The sequence below is a fragment of the Streptomyces sp. So13.3 genome (genome assembly GCF_005860785.2).
Taxonomy (GTDB): domain Bacteria; phylum Actinomycetota; class Actinomycetes; order Streptomycetales; family Streptomycetaceae; genus Actinacidiphila; species Actinacidiphila fildesensis.
Window position 1 is genome coordinate 5,664,616 of record NZ_CP048835.1, and the last position, 17,946, is coordinate 5,682,561.

A 17,946-nucleotide genomic window follows, 5' to 3' on the forward strand; every position below is an offset into this window, starting at 1 on the left:
TTTGAGTGACGACTTTTTCAGAGAGGGCCACAGGCATGGTCGAGATCAAGACCCCGGAGCAGATCGCCAAGATGCGCGAGGCGGGGTTGGTCGTCGCGGCCATCCACCGGGCGTGCGGCGAGGCCGCGGTTCCGGGCGTGAGCACCAAGGAGCTCGACGAGATCGCCGCGAAGGTGATCGCCGAGCACGGTGCCAAGCCGAACTTCCTCGGGTACGGCGGCTTCACCGGCAACATCTGCACCTCGGTCAACGATGTTGTGGTGCACGGCATCCCGGACCGGGAGACCGTCCTGAAGGACGGCGACCTCATCTCCATCGACGCGGGCGCCATCATCGACGGCTGGCACGGCGACGCGGCCTTCACGGCCTTCGTGGGCACCGGTCACGCTCCGGAGCTCATCGAGCTCAGCCGGGTGACCGAGGAGTCCATGTGGGCCGGTATCGCCGCGATGAAGAAGGGCAACCGGCTCTCCGACGTCTCGGCGGCGATCGAGGGCTACATCCGCCGCCAGCCGCGGCCGGCGTCCGGCAAGTACGGCATCGTCGAGGAGTACGGCGGCCACGGCATCGGCTCCGAGATGCACATGGACCCGCATCTGCTGAACTACGTCAACAAGAAGCGCGGCCGGGGCATCAAGCTGGTGCCGGGTGTCTGCCTGGCGATCGAGCCGATGGTCACCCTCGGCACCCCGCACACCCACGTCCTCGAGGACGAGTGGACGGTCAAGAGCGACGACGGGTCCTGGTCCAGTCACTGGGAGCACTCGATCGCGCTGACCGAGCAGGGCCCGCTGGTGCTCACCGCCGTCGACGGCGGCAAGGCGAAGCTGGCGGAGTACGGGATCACGGCGGCCCCCGACCCGCTCGGGTGAGCCGAGGCCCGGCGGACGGGGTCGGACGCAGCCGCTCGAAGCTTGTGAGGCGCTCCGGCGCCGAGCCCGCGAGAGCGGCGTGAAGAGGATTCGACCCGCTCGGGTGAGTCCGGACGATCGTCGGACGCTGTTGGGCCGGGTGGAGTAACGATCACCCAACGTGGGCATCTACCCCGGATTCGTCATTCCGGGGTGCCTGCCGTAGACTGACACGTCGGCTCATGTATACCCGCACGTCTGCGTGATTTACCTGAGCCGATCAAGGTAGCCGATTCGAAGGGCGAAGCGTGGCCAAGAAGCAAGGTGCCATCGAAATCGAGGGCACCGTGATCGAGTCTCTCCCGAACGCGATGTTCCGGGTGGAGCTCCAGAACGGTCACAAGGTCCTCGCGCACATCAGTGGCAAGATGCGTATGCACTACATCCGCATCCTTCCCGATGACAGGGTCGTTGTGGAGCTGTCTCCCTACGACTTGACGCGCGGACGGATCGTCTACCGCTACAAGTAGATCTCGCTGCTGCCCCGCTCCCGTGGGGCGATGGCACGACCCGGAGAACCTGACATCACATGAAGGTCAAGCCGAGCGTCAAGAAGATCTGCGACAAGTGCAAGGTGATCCGCCGTCACGGTCGGGTCATGGTCATCTGCGACAACCTGCGCCACAAGCAGCGCCAGGGCTGACGCACGACCTGCAACTCGCAGTTCTTCCCGCGACGCACACACAGTAATTACGCAGTCACCCGTCCCGGTACGCCGGGACGACACCTTCGGCGGGGGCCGAGGACCCGGAACGTACCTCGTACGGCGGCCGGGAACGGTACTGCGGAAGACCTCCGAATCAACAGGAGCCATGAATGGCACGCCTTTCCGGCGTTGACCTCCCGCGTGAGAAGCGCGTGGAGATCGCCCTCACCTACGTCTTCGGCATCGGTCGCACCCGTGCCCAGGAGACCCTGAAGAACACTGGTGTGAACCCCGACATCCGCGTTCGCGACCTTGCCGAGGAAGACCTCGTCAAGCTCCGCGACTACGTGGACGCCAACTTCAAGACCGAGGGTGACCTCCGTCGCGAGGTGCAGGCCGACATCCGCCGCAAGGTGGAAATCGGCTGCTACCAGGGTCTGCGTCACCGTCGTGGCCTTCCGGTCCACGGTCAGCGCACGCACACCAACGCTCGTACCCGTAAGGGTCCGCGTCGCGCCATCGCCGGTAAGAAGAAGCCGGGCAAGAAGTAGTCCTAGCGGACGCAACTGCGGTGCCGCCGGGGGGCGACCCCGGATCTCCGCAGAAGAAAGCGGTTCGCTCAGGACCGACCACCTCCACGGGAGTAATACATGCCTCCGAAGGGCCGTCAGGGCGCAGTCAAGAAGGTGCGCCGCAAGGAAAAGAAGAACGTCGCTCATGGGCACGCCCACATCAAGAGCACGTTCAACAACACGATCGTCTCGATCACGGACCCCTCGGGCAACGTGATCGCTTGGGCCTCTGCCGGCCATGTCGGCTTCAAGGGCTCGCGCAAGTCGACTCCGTTCGCCGCACAGATGGCTGCCGAATCGGCTGCCCGTCGCGCGCAGGAGCACGGCATGCGCAAGGTCGACGTCTTCGTCAAGGGTCCCGGCTCCGGCCGTGAGACCGCGATCCGCTCCCTCCAGGCCACTGGCCTCGAGGTCGGCTCGATTCAGGACGTCACCCCCACTCCGCACAACGGATGCCGCCCGCCCAAGCGCCGCCGCGTCTGACCACCTGAAGTAGGAGACAAGACAATATGGCGCGTTACACCGGGGCCGACTGCAAGCGTTGCCGTCGGGAGAAGCAGAAGCTGTTCCTCAAGGGCAGCAAGTGCGAGAGCGCAAAGTGCCCGATCGAGATCCGTCCTTACCCCCCGGGTGAGCACGGCCGCGGGCGCACCAAGGACAGCGAGTACCTCCTTCAGCTTCGCGAGAAGCAGAAGTGTGCCCGTATCTACGGTGTACTCGAGAAGCAGTTCGTGAACTACTACAAGGAAGCGAACCAGAAGTCCGGCAAGACCGGTGAGAACCTTCTGCGCATCCTTGAGATCCGTCTCGACAACGTGGTCTACCGGGCCGGCTTCGCCAAGTCCCGCGACCACGCCCGTCAGCTGGTTCGTCACGGACACATCACCGTGAACGGCCGCAAGACCGACATCCCGTCGGCTCGCGTGGCTGTGAACGACATCGTCGAGGTTCGTGAGTCCTCGCGTCAGATGACCCCGTTCGTGGTCGCTGCCGCCGAGGCCGGCGAGAAGACCGTGCCCGCGTGGCTCGAGTCGATCCCGTCGAAGCTCCGGATCCTCGTGCACTCGCTGCCCGAGCGGCCTGTTATCGACACGCAGGTCCAGGAGCAGCTGATCGTGGAGCTCTACTCCAAGTAGTCCTTGGAGCGAAAGCTCAGCGATACGGGCGGCAGAACCCAACCGGGTCCTGCCGCCCGTACCCTTGCAGTACCCCTCGGCATCAAATAGCGGATGCCGATGACTGGAGGAACATCATGCTTATCGCTCAGCGTCCGTCGCTGACCGAAGAGGTCGTCGACGAATTCCGCTCCCGGTTCGTGATCGAGCCGCTGGAGCCGGGCTTCGGCTACACCCTCGGAAATTCCCTTCGCCGCACGCTTCTCTCCTCGATCCCCGGTGCCGCTGTCACCAGCATCCGGGTCGACGGCGTTCTGCACGAGTTCACCACCGTGCCGGGCGTCAAGGAGGACGTGACCGACGTCATCCTCAACATCAAGCAGCTCGTCGTCTCCTCGGAGCACGACGAGCCCGTCGTGATGTACCTGCGCAAGCAGGGCCCGGGTGTCGTCACCGCCGCCGACATCGCGCCCCCGGCCGGTGTCGAGGTGCACAACCCCGACCTGGTTCTGGCCACCCTGAACGCCAAGGGCAAGCTGGAGATGGAGCTGACCGTCGAGCGCGGTCGCGGCTACGTCTCCGCCGTCCAGAACAAGCAGCAGGGCCAGGAGATCGGCCGTATCCCGGTCGACTCCATCTACAGCCCGGTGCTCAAGGTCACGTACAAGGTCGAGGCGACCCGTGTCGAGCAGCGCACCGACTTCGACAAGCTGATCGTCGACGTCGAGACCAAGCAGGCCATGCGCCCGCGCGACGCCATGGCGTCGGCCGGTAAGACCCTGGTCGAGCTGTTCGGCCTGGCCCGCGAGCTCAACGTCGACGCCGAGGGCATCGACATGGGCCCGTCCCCGACGGACGCCGCTCTGGCCGCCGATCTGGCGCTGCCGATCGAGGAGCTCGAGCTCACCGTTCGTTCGTACAACTGCCTCAAGCGCGAGGGCATCCACTCCGTGGGTGAGCTCGTCGCCCGCTCCGAGGCCGACCTGCTCGACATCCGCAACTTCGGTGCGAAGTCGATCGACGAGGTCAAGGCGAAGCTGGCCGGCATGGGCCTGGCCCTCAAGGACAGCCCGCCCGGATTCGACCCCACCGCCGCCGCCGACGCCTTCGGCGCCGACGACGACGTGGACGCCGGCTTCGTGGAGACCGAGCAGTACTGATCCGACTCCGTCGCGGAGGCGGGCCCGACCGCGGTTCACCCCGCTGGTCCCCGCCTCCGCGCGGTTCGGCAAGGACTTCTGGCAGGCACACGCCCGTCGGACACTGACACCGGTACCTGATCCGGCCGGTGCAGAAAAGAAGGAGAAAGACCATGCCTCAGCCCGCCAAGGGTGCCCGTCTGGGCGGCAGCGCCGCGCACGAGCGTCACCTGCTCGCGAACCTTGCGAAGGCGCTGTTCGAGCACGGCCGCATCACCACCACCGAGGCCAAGGCGCGTCGTCTGCGTCCGGTCGCGGAGCGCCTCATCACCAAGGCGAAGAAGGGCGACATCCACAACCGTCGCCAGGTGCTGGCCACCATCACCGACAAGAGCATCGTGCACACGCTCTTCACGGAGATCGGCCCGCGCTACGAGAACCGCCCCGGTGGTTACACGCGTATCACCAAGATCGGCAACCGTCGTGGCGACAACGCCCCGATGGCGGTCATCGAGCTGGTCGAGGCCCTGACCGTGGCCCAGGCCGCCACCGGTGAGGCCGAAGCCGCGACGAAGCGCGCGGTGAAGGAAGACACCCTCAAGAAGGACGACGCCGTCGAGGCGAAGTCCGACGAGGTCGTCGAGGACGCCAAGCCGGCCGAGAAGGCCGACGAGGAGTCGAAGGACGCCTGATCCAGGCGTTCGGCGTACTACGGACGGGCCCGCTCCCAGCTTCTGGGGGCGGGCCCGTTCCGCATGCACGGCATGATCAGCACCATCGGCACGAGAGGACCGCACGGTGAGCGACGAGGTGGAGCCCGGTTTCGTACGGGTGCGGCTGGACCTGTCGTACGACGGGGCCGAATTCTCCGGCTGGGCGAAGCAGCGGACCCGGCGCACCGTGCAGGGCGACCTGGAGGCGGCGCTGCAGACCGTCATGCGGCTGCGGGAACCGGTCTCCCTGACGGTGGCCGGCCGCACGGACGCGGGAGTGCACGCGCGCGGCCAGGTCGCGCACCTGGACCTGGCCGAGGACGTGTGGGCCGAGCACGGCGAGAAGCTGCTCAGACGGCTCGCAGGCAAGCTGCCGCAGGACGTGCGGGTGTGGCGGGTCGCCGTGGCCCCGCGGGCCTTCAACGCCCGGTTCTCGGCCGTCTGGCGGCGTTACGCGTACCGGGTCGGCGACCAGCAGGCCGGGGTCGACCCGCTGCTGCGCGGGCACGTGCTGTGGCACGACCGGCCGCTGGACGTGGACCTCATGAACGAGGCGGCAGGGAAGCTGCTGGGCGAGCACGATTTCGCGGCGTACTGCAAGAAGCGCGAGGGTGCGACGACCATCCGCAAGCTGCTCGATCTGCACTGGGAGCGCACGCCCGACGGGATCGCCGTCGCGACCGTGCGGGCCGACGCGTTCTGCCACAACATGGTGCGGGCGCTGGTCGGCTCCATGCTGCTGGTCGGGGACGGGCACCGGCCGGCGGAGTTCCCCGGCGAGGTGCTGGCCGCCGGGGTCCGCAACTCCGCGGTCAATGTGGTGCGCCCGCACGGGCTGACGCTGGAGGAGGTCGGCTACCCGGCGGACGACCAGCTCGCGGCCCGCAACCTGCTGGCCCGCAATCTGCGGACGCTGCCCGGCTGCCTCTGAGCGGCCGCCGTCAGTTCCCGGCGGCCGTGTCGCGCGCCGCCGCGTCCTTGCCGCGCTGCACGATGCGCTCGAAGGCGAAGTTCGACGCGTCGATCCCGGCCTGCTTGGACGCGGTGTCGGCGCTGGTCGCGGTCGTGCCGTTCTTGGGCCCGGAGATCGTGTAGTAGGCGTAGCGGCCGACCGCGTTGGAGGTCGTCCAGCAGGACACGTTGTGGCAGAACGCGGCGACTCCGCCGCCGTTCAGCGGCAGCAGGAAGTGCAGGGTGGCCTTGGCCTTGTCGGCCGGCGCCTTGTCGTCGAAGACCGCGACGCCGACGGTGACCGCCGAGCCGCCCAGCACGTACGTCGCCCGGATCACCTGGCGGCAGTGGTTCTGCGGCAGCGCGGTGGCGAGGCCGTCGGTGGCCGCCGCGGCGCAGCTCGTCGTCTGGGTGCCGGCGGTCCTGGTGTACGTGCGGCCCGCGATGGTCATCAGCTTGCCGGGGAAGAGGGTCTCCGCGCTGATGGGGGCGGTGTCCTTCTTGGCCGTGGAGATGTAGTCCAGCGGGTTCTTCGGGGGCGGCGGCGCGACCGAGGAGAAGGACGGCTCGGGCGGCAGCGGCTGGGAGGGCGCCGTGGTGGTGGGGCCCGCCTTCGGCTTGCCGTCGCTCTTGTTGGACGCCACGACGGCGGCCGCGACGATCCCCGCGACGGCCACCGCGGCGAGCGCTCCGCCACCGACCATGAACAGCTTGCGGCGCTTCGCCGCGGCCTCGCGCTGCGCGGCGAGCGCTCCCCAGTCGGGGGCGTTGGACTGCGGGGCCTGCGGGAAGGCGCCGGGGCCGGCCGCCGGGCCCTGCGACTGCTGGGGGAAGGCCGGCGGGGCGCCGGCGGCGCCGAGGCCGCTCGTCGGCGGGGCCCAGGCGGGAGCCTGCGGTGCGCCGGGGTCGCCCTGCGGGGGCTGCTGGGCCTGCTGCTGAGCCCGCTCGGGCTGTTGGGCGCCGGCCGGGGGCCGGGCCTGTGCTCCGGGGCCGTACGGGTCCGGCTGCGCCGGTGCCTGCGGTGCCGTGCCGTCGGGTATCCGCGGTGGCTGCGGGGCGCCCGCCGCGGGCGGCCCGGCCTGGTAGGGGAGCGGCCGGGACGGGATGACCCGCCCCTCCAGCACCTCGCGCCGGCCCTCGCCCCCGGACTCGGGCGGGGTGGGCGCCGTGAAGCCCTGGCGCGGGTCGTGGGGAGGCGTGGGCCCATCAGTCATGACGCGCATCATATTCGGCGAACGGGTGACGCGGACGCCCGATCCGGGCGGTCCCGGGCACCGCTGTCCGGGTGCTGGAAATCGGTTTGGGCCCGGGCCCTGGCAGGGGCGAGAATCCAGAGCTATGGGACATGTAGAGGCGGCACACCTGGAGTACTACCTTCCGGATGGACGGGTGCTGCTCGGCGACGTCTCGTTCCGGGTGGGAGAAGGCGCCAAGGTCGCTCTGGTCGGGGCGAACGGCGCGGGCAAGACGACCCTGCTGCGGCTGATCTCGGGAGAGCTCAAGCCGGACGGCGGCTCGGTGACCATCAGCGGCGGGCTCGGCGTCATGCCGCAGTTCGTGGGTTCGGTCCGGGACGACCGGACGGTCCGGGACCTGCTGGTCTCCGTATCGCGGGCGCGGATCAGGACGGCCGCGAAGGCCGTCGACGCGGCCGAGCTGGCGATCATGGCGCAGGACGACGAACCGGCCCAGATGGCCTACGCGCACGCGCTCAGCGACTGGGCGGAGGCGCACGGCTACGAGGCCGAGAACATGTGGGACATGTGCACCCTGTCCGCACTGGGCGTCCCGTACGAGCGGGCGCAGTGGCGCGAGGTCAAGACGCTCTCCGGCGGTGAGCAGAAGCGCCTGGTGCTGGAGGCCCTGCTGCGCGGCACCGACGAGGTGCTGCTGCTGGACGAGCCGGACAACTATCTGGACGTACCCGGCAAGCGCTGGCTGGAGGAACAGCTCGCGCAGACCAAGAAGACCGTGTTGTTCGTCTCCCATGACCGGGAGCTGCTGGCCCGCTCCGCCGAGCGCATCGTCAGCGTCGAGCCGGGGCCCGCGGGCTCCGACGTCTGGGTGCACGGCGGCGGCTTCGGCACGTACCACCAGGCGCGCAAGGACCGCTTCGCGCGGTTCGAGGAGCTGCGGCGCCGGTGGGAGGAAGAACACACCAAGATCAAACAGATGGTCTTCCGGCTGCGCCAGCAGGCCGCGATCAGTCCGGACATGGCGTCGCGGTACCACGCGGCCCAGACCCGGCTGAAGCGCTTCGAGGACGCGGGTGCCCCTCAGGAGCCGCCGCGCGAGCAGGACATCAAGATGCGGCTGCGCGGCGGCCGTACCGGGGTGCGGGCGGTGACCTGCGAGGGGCTGGAGCTCACGGGGCTGATGCAGCCGTTCGACCTGGAGATCTACTACGGCGAGCGGGTCGCGGTGCTCGGCTCCAACGGGTCGGGTAAATCACACTTCCTGCGGCTGCTGGCCGGCCAGGACGTCCGGCACACCGGTTCCTGGAAGCTCGGCGCCCGGGTGGTGCCCGGTCACTTCGCGCAGACCCACGCGCACCCGGAGCTGGAGGGGCGCTCGCTGGTCGACATCCTGTGGACCGAGAACGCGCACGACCGCGGCCGGGCGATGGGCGTGCTGCGCCGCTACGAGCTGGAACGGCAGGGCGACCAGAACTTCGGCAGCCTCTCCGGGGGCCAGCAGGCCCGCTTCCAGATCCTCCTGATGGAGCTGGCGGGTACCACCGCGCTCCTGCTGGACGAGCCGACGGACAACCTTGACCTGGAGAGCGCCGAGGCCCTCCAGGAGGGCCTGGAGGCCTACGACGGCACGGTGCTCGCGGTGACCCACGACCGCTGGTTCGCCCGGTCCTTCGACCGCTATCTGGTCTTCGGCTCGGACGGATTCGTCCGCGAGTCGACGGAGCCGGTCTGGGACGAGCGCCGGGTGGAGCGCAAACGGTAGGGCCGCGGGCGGTGACGACCAGGTGACGGACGGCTGACGACAAGCTCCTGACCAGGGCATTGGGCCGCGTTTTGACCCGTACGGTCGAAGCCGGGTATTCTGCGAGTTCGTTATGCGTATTGGCTTGCTCGTTCTCACGTGAGAGGCCCTTACGCCGGTCCGCCGGGCCGAACACCAGCGGCAGTACCGGGTTGCGTCCCCGAGTACCGCCAGGGCTGTCGTGATCGTCCGGGTGGCCTTGTCAGGACTCCACTCTCTGAAGAAGCGAAGGCTACGACCGTGCGTACGTTCAGCCCCAAGCCCGGCGATGTAACTCGCCAGTGGCACGTCATCGACGCGCAGGACGTTGTCCTGGGCCGTCTGGCCTCTCAGGCCGCGAACCTTCTCCGGGGCAAGCACAAGCCTGTGTACGCCCCGCACGTTGACACCGGTGACTTCGTCATCATCATCAACGCCGACAAGGTTCACCTGTCCGGCAACAAGAAGTCCCAGAAGATGGCCTACCGCCACTCTGGCTTCCCGGGTGGTCTGCGCTCCGTCCGTTACGACGAGCTGCTCGACAAGAACCCCGAGAAGGCCGTCGAGAAGGCCATCAAGGGCATGGTCCCGAAGAACACCCTGGGCCGTCAGATGCTCTCGAAGCTGAAGGTCTACGCGGGTGCCGAGCACCCGCACGCTGCGCAGCAGCCGGTCCCGTTCGTGATCAGCCAGGTCTCGCAGTAGTCCCGGCCACCAGCTACCAGCAGAAAGCATCTGAGGAGAATCGTGGCTGAGACCACTACCGAGGCCCCCGTCGTCGAGGCTGACGACACCACCGAGACCGTTGAGGCCTTCGGGTCCGAGGAGGCTCCTACGGAGTACACCTCGGAGTCCGAGGCTCCGGAGGAGTACACCTCCGAGTCTCTCGCGGGCCGCTTCGGCGACCCGCAGCCGGCAGCCGGCACCGGCCGCCGCAAGCAGTCCATCGCCCGTGTCCGCATCGTGCCGGGCTCTGGCAAGTGGAAGATCAACGGTCGCACCCTCGAGGGTTACTTCCCGAACAAGGTGCACCAGCAGGAAGTCAACGAGCCGTTCAAGCTCCTTGAGCTGGACAACCGCTACGACGTCATCGCGCGTATCGGTGGCGGCGGCATCTCCGGCCAGGCCGGTGCGCTGCGCCTGGGTGTTGCCCGTGCGCTGAACGAGGCGGACACGGACAACAACCGCGCCGCCCTCAAGAAGGCCGGATTCCTGACGCGTGACGACCGTGCGGTCGAGCGCAAGAAGGCCGGTCTGAAGAAGGCCCGTAAGGCGCCGCAGTTCAGCAAGCGCTAATCACGCTCGGCGTTCGCCCCGGAGGCACTTTGTGCGCCTCCGGGGCGTTCGCTTTTTAGTGCCCAGGGCGTATATCTGTCGGTAACGCCCATGGTTCCCATACTCGGAGGAATAACAGTGGGACGACTCTTCGGCACGGACGGCGTGCGCGGCGTCGCCAACGCGGACCTGACCGCCGAGCTGGCGCTCGGCCTGTCCGTCGCGGCGGCTCATGTGCTCGCTGAGGCGGGCTCGTTCCAGGGTCATCGGCCGGTGGCCGTGGTCGGACGCGATCCGCGTGCTTCGGGGGAGTTTCTGGAGGCCGCCATCGTGGCGGGCCTCGCGAGCGCGGGCGTGGACGTCCTGCGGGTCGGTGTGCTGCCCACCCCAGCGGTGGCGTATCTCACCGGTGCGCTGGGTGCCGACCTCGGCGTGATGCTCTCCGCCAGCCACAACGCGATGCCGGACAACGGCATCAAGATCCTGGCCCGCGGCGGCCACAAGCTCGACGACGAGCTCGAAGAGCGCATCGAGAAGACCTACGAGGAGCACCGCGCGGGCGAGCCCTGGGACCGGCCGACCGGTTCCGGCGTCGGCCGCGTGAAGGACTACACCGAGGGCTTCGACCAGTACGTCGCGCACCTCATGGGGGTGCTGCCGAACCGCCTCGACGGACTGAAGATCGTCCTGGACGAGGCGCACGGCGCCGCCGCCTGGGTGTCGCCCGAGGCGTTCTCCCGGGCCGGCGCCGAGATCATCACGATCGGCGCCCAGCCCGACGGCCTGAACATCAACGACGGCTGCGGCTCCACGCACCTCGAACTGCTCAAGGCCGCCGTCGTCGAGCACGGCGCGGACTTCGGCATCGCCCATGACGGCGACGCGGACCGCTGCCTGGCCATCGACGCCGACGGCGACGAGGTCGACGGCGACCAGATCCTGGCCGTGCTGGCCCTGGACCTGCGCGAGCGGGGCGGGCTGCGGGAGAACACCGTGGTCGGCACCGTCATGTCCAACCTCGGCTTCAAGCTGGCGATGGAACGCGAGGGCATCCACCTCGTCGAGACGGCGGTCGGTGACCGCTATGTGCTGGAGTCGATGAAGGAGCACGGCTACGCGCTGGGCGGCGAGCAGTCCGGCCACGTCATCATCCTGGACCACGCCACGACCGGCGACGGCACGCTGACCGGCCTCATGCTGGCCGCCCGCGTCGCCGCCACCGGCCGCACGCTGGCCGATCTGGCCGGCGTCATGCAGCGGCTCCCGCAGGTGCTGGTGAACGTTCCGGACGTCGACAAGAGCCGGGTCAACACCGCTCCCGAGCTGGCGGCCGCGGTCGCCGAGGCCGAGCGCGAACTGGGCACCACCGGACGGGTCCTGCTGCGTTCCTCCGGCACCGAGCCGCTGGTCCGCGTCATGGTCGAGGCCGCCGACATCGACCACGCCCGCGCGGTCGCGGGCCGGCTGGCCGACGTCGTGAAGTCCGTCCTCGGCTAGGGCGTGTCGCGAAAGTAGCGCCGCCCGCCCGGATTCCCGGGCGGGCGGCGCGCGTTCGGTGCGCGGTGAGTTCAGAGCTTGCGCAGCGACAGCCGCTGGACCTTGTGCTGCGGGCCCTTGCGGAGCACCAGCGTGGCGCGGCTGCGCGTCGGCAGCACATTCTGCTGCAGGTTGGGCTTGTTGACGGTCCGCCACATCAGCCGGGCGTACTCCATCGCCTCCGCCTCCGAGACCTGCGTGTACTTGCGGAAGTACGAGAACGGGTTCTGGAACGCCGTCTCACGGAGCTTGCGGAACCGGCCGAGGTACCACTGCTCGATGTCCTCGGTACGCGCGTCGACGTACACGCTGAAGTCGAAGAAGTCGGCGAGGCCGACACGGGTGCGGCCGTCCTTGCCGGGTAGCGCCGGCTGCAGCACGTTCAGGCCCTCGACGATGAGGATGTCGGGCCGGCGCACCGTCAGGCGCTCCCCGGGGACGATGTCGTAGATCAGGTGCGAGTAGACGGGTGCGGTCACCTCGTCCTTGCCCGCCTTCACATCGGCGACGAAGCGGGTCAGCGCGCGCCGGTCGTAGGACTCCGGGAAGCCCTTGCGCGACATCAGGTCGCGGCGGTGCAGTTCGGCGTTGGGCAGCAGGAAACCGTCGGTGGTCACCAGCTCGACCCGCGGGTGCTCGGGCCAGCGGGCCAGCAGCGCGCGCAGGATACGGGCGGTGGTCGACTTCCCGACGGCGACGCTCCCCGCCACCCCGATGACGAACGGGGTGCCGGGCTGTTCGCCCTGCCCGTTGCCCGCGTCGCCCAGGAAGGTGTTCAGGGCGCCCCGCAGGCCGCTGTGGGCGGCCACGTACAGATTGAGCAGCCGGGACAGCGGCAGATACACGTCCACGACCTCGTCCAGGTCGATGACGTCGCCCAGGCCCCGCAGCCGCTCCACCTCGTCGGCGGTCAGCGGCAGTGGCGTCCGCTCCCGCAGCGCGCTCCACTCCGCGCGGCTGAGGTCCACGTACGGGCTGATCTCGGCGCGTCGGCGCTGCTGCTGATCGGTGGTCGGCACACGCCCCATTGTGCTGCCGCGCCGCGCCCGGCTCACCTCGGGGGGCGCCGGGCGCCCCCGGAGGGCCTCTGGGACGGCGGGGCGGTACGGCCATAGGGTGGCGGGCATGTGCGGAATCGTGGGGTATGTGGGCGGCCGGTCCGCTCTCGAGGTCGTTGTCGCCGGGCTGCGGCGGCTGGAGTACCGGGGCTACGACTCGGCGGGTATCGCCGTGCTGGCCGACGGCGGTCTGGCCGCCGCCAAGAAAGCCGGCAAGCTCGCCAATCTGGAGGCGCTGCTGGAACGGCAGCCGCTGCCGGCCGGCGGAACCGGGATCGGGCACACGCGGTGGGCGACCCACGGCGGCCCGACGGATGTGAACGCGCATCCGCACCTGGACAACGCCGGACGGGTCGCGGTGGTGCACAACGGCATCATCGAGAACTTCGCCGCGCTGCGGGCGGAGCTGGCCGAGCGCGGCCACGCGCTGGAGTCCGAGACCGACACCGAGGTCGTGGCGCATCTGCTCGCCGAGCACTTCTCCTCGTCGGCGGACCTGGCCGAGGCGATGCGGCAGGTGTGCCGGCAGCTGGACGGGGCGTTCACGCTGGTCGCGGTGCACGCGGACGAGCCGGACGTGGTGGTCGGGGCGCGCCGCAACTCACCGCTGGTGGTGGGCGTCGGGGAGGGCGAGAACTTCCTGGCGTCGGACGTCGCCGCGTTCATCGCGTACACCCGTGAGGCGATCGAACTGGGCCAGGACCAGGTCGTCGAGCTGCGCCGGGAGAGCGTCACCGTCACCGACTTCGAGGGCAAGCCGGCCGAGGTGCGGCCCTATCACGTCGACTGGGACGTCTCGGCCGCCGAGAAGGGCGGCTACGACTACTTCATGCTCAAGGAGATCGCCGAGCAGCCGAAGGCGGTCGCCGACACGCTGCTGGGGCGGATCGGCACGGACGGCCGGCTGACCCTCGACGAGCTGCGGATGCCCGACCGGATGCTGCGCGAGATCGACAAGGTCGTGATCGTCGCGTGCGGGACGGCGTTCCACGCCGGGATGATCGCCAAGTACGCGATCGAGCACTGGACGCGGATGCCGTGCGAGGTGGAGCTCGCGAGCGAGTTCCGGTACCGGGACCCGATCCTGGACCAGCGGACGCTCGTCGTCGCGATCAGCCAGTCCGGCGAGACGATGGACACCCTGATGGCGCTGCGGCACGCCCGTGAGCAGGGCTCCAAGGTGCTCGCCATCTGCAACACCAACGGTTCGACGATCCCGCGTGAGTCCGACGCCGTGCTGTACACGCACGCCGGGCCCGAGGTCGCCGTCGCCTCGACGAAGGCGTTCCTGACGCAGGTCGTCGCCTGCTATTTGGTCGCGCTGTACCTGGGGCAGGTACGCGGCACCAAGTGGGGCGACGAGATCACCGGGGTGATCCGTGAGCTGTCGGAGATCTCCACCCAGGTGGGGCAGGTGCTGGAGACGATGGAGCCGGTGCGGGCGCTCGCGCGGTCGCTGAAGGACAAGAACACCGTGCTGTTCCTGGGCCGGCACGTCGGCTACCCGGTCGCCCTGGAGGGCGCGCTGAAGCTCAAGGAGCTGGCGTACATGCACGCTGAGGGCTTCGCGGCGGGTGAGCTCAAGCACGGGCCGATCGCGCTCATCGAGAAGGACCTGCCGGTGGTCGTGGTGGTGCCGTCGCCGCGCGGCCGGTCGGTGCTGCACGACAAGATCGTCTCCAACATCCAGGAGATCCGGGCCCGCGGCGCCCGCACCATCGTCATCGCCGAGGAGGGCGACGAGGCGGTCGTCCCGTACGCGGACCACATCATCCGCATCCCGCGCACCCCGGTGCTGCTGCAGCCGCTGGTGGCCACCGTGCCGCTGCAGGTCTTCGCGTGCGAGCTGGCCACCGCCCGCGGCAACGAGGTCGACCAGCCGCGGAACCTCGCCAAGTCGGTGACCGTCGAATGATCATCGGGGTCGGGATCGACGTCGCCGAGATCGAGCGCTTCGCCGCGTCCCTGGAGCGCACCCCGGGCCTGGCCGACCGGCTCTTCACCAGGAACGAGCGGCTGCTGCCCGGCGGCGAACCCCGTGGCATCGCCTCGCTCGCCGCCCGCTTCGCCGCCAAGGAAGCCCTCGCCAAGGCGCTCGGCGCCCCGGCGGGGCTGGTCTGGCTGGACGCCGAGGTGACCACCGAGGACACCGGCCAGCCACGGCTCACCGTGACCGGCTCGGTGGCCCGGCGGGCGGCGGAACTGGGGGTGCGGGGGTGGCACGTCTCGCTCAGCCATGACGCGGGGATCGCTTCCGCTGTGGTGATCGCGGAGGGTTGAACCGCCCGCCCGCGGGCGGGAAACGAGAGGACAACGGATGCGGCACGCACACACCGTCGAGACCGTACGGGCGGCGGAGCGCGCTCTTATGGCGCGGTTGCCCGAGGGGGCGCTCATGCAGCGGGCGGCCGCCGGGCTGGCGGCTGCCTGTGCCGGGCTGCTCGGGCGGGTGTACGGCGCCCGTGTCGTTCTGCTCGTCGGCAGCGGTGACAACGGGGGCGACGCGCTGTACGCGGGGGCCAGGCTCGCGCGGCGCGGCGCCGCCGTCACCGCTGTGCTGCTCGCGCCGGACCGTACGCACGGCGGCGGGCTGGCGGACCTGCGGGCCGCGGGCGGGCGTACGGTGACCGCCGACGCGGCGCTGCCGCTGATCGGCCGCGCCGACCTCGTCCTGGACGGGATCGTCGGCATCGGCGGGAAGGGCGGTCTGCGGCCGGCGGCCGTGCCGCTCGCGCGGGCCGCGCGCGACTCCCGCGCCACGGTCGTCGCCGTGGACCTGCCGAGCGGTGTCGATGCCGACACCGGTGAGGTCACCGGCCCGGTCGTGCACGCCGATGTCACCGTCACCTTCGGCACCTACAAGCCGGGCCTGCTGATCGACCCGGCCGCCGGTCACGTCGGAGCCCCGCGCCTGATCGACATCGGCCTCGGCCCCGGTCTGCCGGCCCCGGCGCTCGAAGCCCTGCAGTTCGCGGAGGTCGCCGCGCTGCTGCCGGTGCCGGCCACCGAGAGCGACAAGTACCGGCGCGGTGTCGTCGGCGTGGTCGCCGGGTCCGACCGCTACCCGGGCGCGGCCGTCCTCGCGGTGGCGGGCGCGCTGCGCGGCGGCGCGGGCGCCGTGCGGTACGCCGGGCACGGAGGGGAGGCCGTGCTGGCCCGCTTCCCCGAGACGCTCGTCACGACCGGCCCGCCGTCCGAAGCGGGTCGCGTCCAGGCGTGGGTGGTCGGTCCTGGTCTCGGCGACGGTACGGAGGCGCGGCGGTCGGTCGACGACGTCCTCGCGTCCGGGGTGCCCGTCCTCGTCGACGCGGACGGGCTGCGTCTGATCACCCGCGAGCAGGTCAGGGCGCGCACCGCGGCCACCGTCCTCACCCCGCACGCGGGGGAGGCGGCGGCGCTGCTGGGGCGGTCCCGGGAGGAGGTCGAGGCGGCCCGGCTGGCGTCCGTGCGGGAGCTCGCCGAGCAGTACGGCGCCACGGTGCTCCTCAAGGGCTCGACGACGCTGGTGGCCGACCCCGACCGGGCCGTACCGGTGCGGGTCAACCCGACCGGCACGTCGTGGCTCGCCACCGCGGGCAGCGGCGACGTCCTGTCCGGCCTCACCGGCTCCCTGCTGGCCGCCGGCCTCGCCCCCCGCGACGCCGCGTCCGTCGGCGCCCACCTCCACGGCCTGGCCGCCCGGCTGGCCTCCGGCTCCGCCGCCGGTGTCGGCGCGCCCGTCTCGGCCCAGGACATCGCGGCCACCCTTCCGGCCGCGTGGCGTCAGGTGACGGGCGGCTGAACCCCGTCCTCGCGCCGGAGGACGGCCTGGTTGCGGGCCCGTTCCGCCGGTCGCGCGGGGCGGAGGCGCGGGGCGGAGCCACAGGCCTGAGAGACTGGGCTCGATGGACAACACTGCGATGCGTGCCTGGGCGGAGATCGATCTGACCGCGCTCCGGGCGAATGTGACGGCGCTGCGGGCCTGTGCCCCCGGCGCCGGGCTGATGGCCGTGGTCAAGGCGGACGCCTACGGGCACGGCATGGTGCCGTGCGCGCGGGCCGCGCTGGAGGCCGGGGCGACCTGGCTCGGCACCGCCACGCCCGAGGAGGCGCTGGCGTTGCGCGCGGCCGGGGTGGGCGGCCGGCTGCTGTGCTGGCTGTGGACGCCCGGCGGCCCGTGGCGCGCCGCGGTCGAGGCCGACATCGATGTGACGGTGAGCGCCCTGTGGGCGCTGCGCGAGGTGTGCGCGGCGGCCCGCGAGGCGGGCCGCACGGCCAGGGTGCAGCTGAAGGCGGACACCGGCCTGGGCCGCAACGGCTGCCAGCCGGCCGACTGGCCGGAGCTGACCGCCGCGGCGCGGGCGGCCGAGACCGACGGGCTGATCAAGGTCACCGGCATCTGGTCGCACTTCTCGTGCGCCGACGAGCCGGGCCATCCGTCGATCGCCGCCGAGCTGGCGGCCTTCCACACCGCCCTGGCGGGCGCGGCGGCCGCCGGCCTCGACCCCGAGGTGCGGCACATGGCGAACTCGCCGGGCACCCTGACCCTTCCGGAGTCGCACTTCGACCTGGTGCGCCCCGGCGTCGCGATGTACGGGATCTCGCCGGTGCCGCAGGTCGGCGGCCCCGCCGACTTCGGGCTGCGGCCGGTGATGACGCTGGCCGCGCGGCTGGCGTCGGTGAAGCGGGTGCCGGGCGGGCACGGGGTCAGCTACGGCCATCACTACATCACCCCGGGTGAGACGACCCTGGCGCTCGTCCCGCTGGGCTACGCGGACGGCGTCCCCCGGCACGCTTCGGGCTCGGGGCCCGCCCTGGTCGCCGGGAAGTGGCGGACGGTCGCCGGCCGGGTCGCGATGGACCAGTTCGTCGTCGACCTCGGGGGCGACGCGGCCCAACCGGGCGACGAGGCAGTACTGTTCGGGCCGGGTGACCGGGGCGAGCCGACCGCGGAGGACTGGGCGCTGGCCGCGGGCACCATCGCCTACGAGATCGTCACGCGGATCGGGACCCGGGTGCCGCGCGTCTATGTCGACAACGGGAGACGCGTACCAGGGGAGTAGCGGGAACACGAT

The 17,946-nt window shown here is 70.5% G+C and carries 19 protein-coding genes; 17 read left to right on the forward strand and 2 right to left on the reverse strand.

Translation table 11 applies throughout. The features are described 5' to 3' along the window. Positions 1 to 35: 35 nt before the first annotated feature. The 9 genes from map (at position 36) to truA (ending at position 6,027) form a co-directional block, all read left to right on the forward strand. Positions 36 to 872 (forward strand): type I methionyl aminopeptidase, encoded by an 837-nt coding sequence (map, locus tag C8250_RS25655; RefSeq protein WP_138352915.1) that lies wholly within the window; start codon positions 36 to 38, stop codon positions 870 to 872. A gap of 287 nt (positions 873 to 1,159) precedes the next feature. Beyond that, positions 1,160 to 1,381 (forward strand): translation initiation factor IF-1, encoded by a 222-nt coding sequence (gene infA / locus C8250_RS25660; RefSeq protein WP_014047798.1) that lies wholly within the window; start codon positions 1,160 to 1,162, stop codon positions 1,379 to 1,381. Between the two features lie 59 nt (positions 1,382 to 1,440). Next, positions 1,441 to 1,554 carry a 50S ribosomal protein L36 gene (rpmJ, locus tag C8250_RS25665; RefSeq protein WP_003956441.1) on the forward strand — a complete coding sequence of 38 codons (114 nt, stop codon included), beginning with the start codon at positions 1,441 to 1,443 and terminating at the stop codon, positions 1,552 to 1,554. 173 nt (positions 1,555 to 1,727) lie between these two features. After that, positions 1,728 to 2,108 carry a 30S ribosomal protein S13 gene (rpsM, locus tag C8250_RS25670; protein WP_138352916.1) on the forward strand — a complete coding sequence of 127 codons (381 nt, stop codon included), beginning with the start codon at positions 1,728 to 1,730 and terminating at the stop codon, positions 2,106 to 2,108. Between the two features lie 99 nt (positions 2,109 to 2,207). Beyond that, positions 2,208 to 2,612, forward strand: coding sequence for a 30S ribosomal protein S11 (gene rpsK / locus C8250_RS25675; protein ID WP_138352917.1), 405 nt, complete (start codon positions 2,208 to 2,210; stop codon positions 2,610 to 2,612). Positions 2,613 to 2,638: 26 nt separating this feature from the next. Next, positions 2,639 to 3,265 carry a 30S ribosomal protein S4 gene (gene rpsD / locus C8250_RS25680; RefSeq protein ID WP_138352918.1) on the forward strand — a complete coding sequence of 209 codons (627 nt, stop codon included), beginning with the start codon at positions 2,639 to 2,641 and terminating at the stop codon, positions 3,263 to 3,265. 116 nt (positions 3,266 to 3,381) lie between these two features. Continuing rightward, positions 3,382 to 4,404 carry a DNA-directed RNA polymerase subunit alpha gene (locus tag C8250_RS25685; RefSeq protein ID WP_033177813.1) on the forward strand — a complete coding sequence of 341 codons (1,023 nt, stop codon included), beginning with the start codon at positions 3,382 to 3,384 and terminating at the stop codon, positions 4,402 to 4,404. 152 nt (positions 4,405 to 4,556) lie between these two features. Beyond that, the gene (gene rplQ, locus C8250_RS25690) at positions 4,557 to 5,075 is read left to right on the forward strand and encodes a 50S ribosomal protein L17 (protein ID WP_138352919.1); all 519 of its coding nucleotides are present in this window, start codon (positions 4,557 to 4,559) and stop codon (positions 5,073 to 5,075) included. A gap of 106 nt (positions 5,076 to 5,181) precedes the next feature. Further along, entirely contained in the window at positions 5,182 to 6,027 is an 846-nt protein-coding gene (truA, locus tag C8250_RS25695) for a tRNA pseudouridine(38-40) synthase TruA (protein ID WP_138352920.1), read from the forward strand. A 10-nt stretch (positions 6,028 to 6,037) separates the two neighbouring features. On the opposite strand, the gene C8250_RS25700 is transcribed toward truA, so the two are convergent. Then, on the reverse strand, positions 6,038 to 7,261 hold the full coding sequence (locus tag C8250_RS25700) for a hypothetical protein (RefSeq protein ID WP_187144983.1): 1,224 nt from the start codon (positions 7,259 to 7,261) through the stop codon (positions 6,038 to 6,040). Positions 7,262 to 7,385: 124 nt separating this feature from the next. Between C8250_RS25700 and C8250_RS25705 the strand changes: the two genes are divergently transcribed. The 4 genes from C8250_RS25705 (at position 7,386) to glmM (ending at position 11,795) form a co-directional block, all read left to right on the forward strand. Continuing rightward, complete coding sequence (locus C8250_RS25705) at positions 7,386 to 9,005, forward strand: ATP-binding cassette domain-containing protein (protein ID WP_138352921.1); 1,620 nt, start codon at positions 7,386 to 7,388, stop codon at positions 9,003 to 9,005. A gap of 279 nt (positions 9,006 to 9,284) precedes the next feature. Next, a complete protein-coding gene (gene rplM / locus C8250_RS25710; RefSeq protein ID WP_138352922.1) occupies positions 9,285 to 9,728 on the forward strand; it encodes a 50S ribosomal protein L13 in 444 nt (147 codons plus the stop codon). Between the two features lie 42 nt (positions 9,729 to 9,770). Then, positions 9,771 to 10,319 (forward strand): 30S ribosomal protein S9, encoded by a 549-nt coding sequence (gene rpsI, locus C8250_RS25715; RefSeq protein ID WP_138352923.1) that lies wholly within the window; start codon positions 9,771 to 9,773, stop codon positions 10,317 to 10,319. A 117-nt stretch (positions 10,320 to 10,436) separates the two neighbouring features. Then, complete coding sequence (glmM, locus tag C8250_RS25720) at positions 10,437 to 11,795, forward strand: phosphoglucosamine mutase (protein ID WP_138352924.1); 1,359 nt, start codon at positions 10,437 to 10,439, stop codon at positions 11,793 to 11,795. Between the two features lie 71 nt (positions 11,796 to 11,866). On the opposite strand, the gene coaA is transcribed toward glmM, so the two are convergent. Continuing rightward, positions 11,867 to 12,853 (reverse strand): type I pantothenate kinase, encoded by a 987-nt coding sequence (gene coaA, locus C8250_RS25725; RefSeq protein ID WP_244809352.1) that lies wholly within the window; start codon positions 12,851 to 12,853, stop codon positions 11,867 to 11,869. Positions 12,854 to 12,959: 106 nt separating this feature from the next. On the opposite strand from coaA, the gene glmS reads away from it, so the two are divergent. From glmS to alr, 4 genes are all read left to right on the forward strand, one after another. Next, complete coding sequence (gene glmS, locus C8250_RS25730) at positions 12,960 to 14,807, forward strand: glutamine--fructose-6-phosphate transaminase (isomerizing) (protein WP_138352925.1); 1,848 nt, start codon at positions 12,960 to 12,962, stop codon at positions 14,805 to 14,807. Next, complete coding sequence (locus C8250_RS25735; RefSeq protein WP_138352926.1) at positions 14,804 to 15,172, forward strand: holo-ACP synthase; 369 nt, start codon at positions 14,804 to 14,806, stop codon at positions 15,170 to 15,172. Before glmS ends, C8250_RS25735 begins: the two co-directional genes overlap by 4 nt. 37 nt (positions 15,173 to 15,209) lie before the next feature. Next, positions 15,210 to 16,673: an NAD(P)H-hydrate dehydratase gene (locus C8250_RS25740; protein WP_138352927.1), complete on the forward strand. Its 1,464-nt coding sequence runs from the start codon at positions 15,210 to 15,212 to the stop codon at positions 16,671 to 16,673. Between the two features lie 103 nt (positions 16,674 to 16,776). Beyond that, complete coding sequence (gene alr / locus C8250_RS25745) at positions 16,777 to 17,934, forward strand: alanine racemase (RefSeq protein WP_138352928.1); 1,158 nt, start codon at positions 16,777 to 16,779, stop codon at positions 17,932 to 17,934. The last annotated feature ends 12 nt before the right edge of the window (positions 17,935 to 17,946 follow it).